Annotated in this window: 1 protein-coding gene and 1 pseudogene; one reads left to right on the forward strand and one right to left on the reverse strand. The window is 60.9% G+C overall.

Going from position 1 to position 649, the window contains the following annotated elements; all coding sequences use genetic code 11:
• Nucleotides 1-206 (reverse strand): hypothetical protein (locus HPC46_RS34780; RefSeq protein WP_218894955.1); only part of this gene is annotated, 206 nt, incomplete at its 3' end.
• 38 nt (nt 207-244) lie between these two features.
• On the opposite strand from HPC46_RS34780, the pseudogene HPC46_RS34620 reads away from it, so the two are divergent.
• Nucleotides 245-649 (forward strand): annotated as a pseudogene (locus HPC46_RS34620) (tyrosine-type recombinase/integrase); the annotation flags it as partial.

The following is a 649-nucleotide window of genomic DNA, read 5'->3' on the forward strand; positions in this document are numbered from 1 at the left end:
GTAAGTTGGTTATTCGCGTGGCATGCGAATAGATCAGTTTCTGATAACACCCCCACCGGCGGTCGGCGATATTGCGGCAGAGCATGTTTCGTCTCGTTCGGGCACACCGCCGGTAGGCAGGCTTGGACGCGCCCCGGCTGGTGGTCAGGGCGACGATCCGCTGGCGTGAGCTGGGTTTCTGCATCGTTTCTCTGCATGATCTGCATCCTGAGTGCAGAATATGCATTCAATTGGGAGGTCCAGGATGGACGATGCGATGGGTCGGCTGGTGTACTTGCCGGCGGGTGCGTCGGGTCCGGATCCTGAGGCGTTCCTGGAGGATGTGCTGACCGGTTGGCGGCGTGCGCAGCTGGCTCAGGGCACCTCCACCGAGACGATCCGTCGACGCAATGCTCAGGTGCTGCGGATGGCCGACTTCGTGGGCGCATTCCCCTGGCAGTGGACTCCCGCCGATGCTGATGACTTCTTCGGTCATCTGCGCGGTGTGCTCAACCGAGCCCATAGCACGGTGCGGGCCTATCAGACCGACGTGAAACTGTTCCTGGATTACGCCACCAATCCTGCCTACGACTGGAATGAGCACTGCGGTCGGCTGTTTGGCACGGTGTTCAGTCAGGTGATCACCGAGTTCAACCGGGCCAAACACGTG

This window comes from Mycolicibacterium vinylchloridicum, from assembly GCF_013404075.1.
In the GTDB taxonomy this organism is placed as follows: Bacteria; Actinomycetota; Actinomycetes; order Mycobacteriales; family Mycobacteriaceae; genus Mycobacterium; species Mycobacterium vinylchloridicum.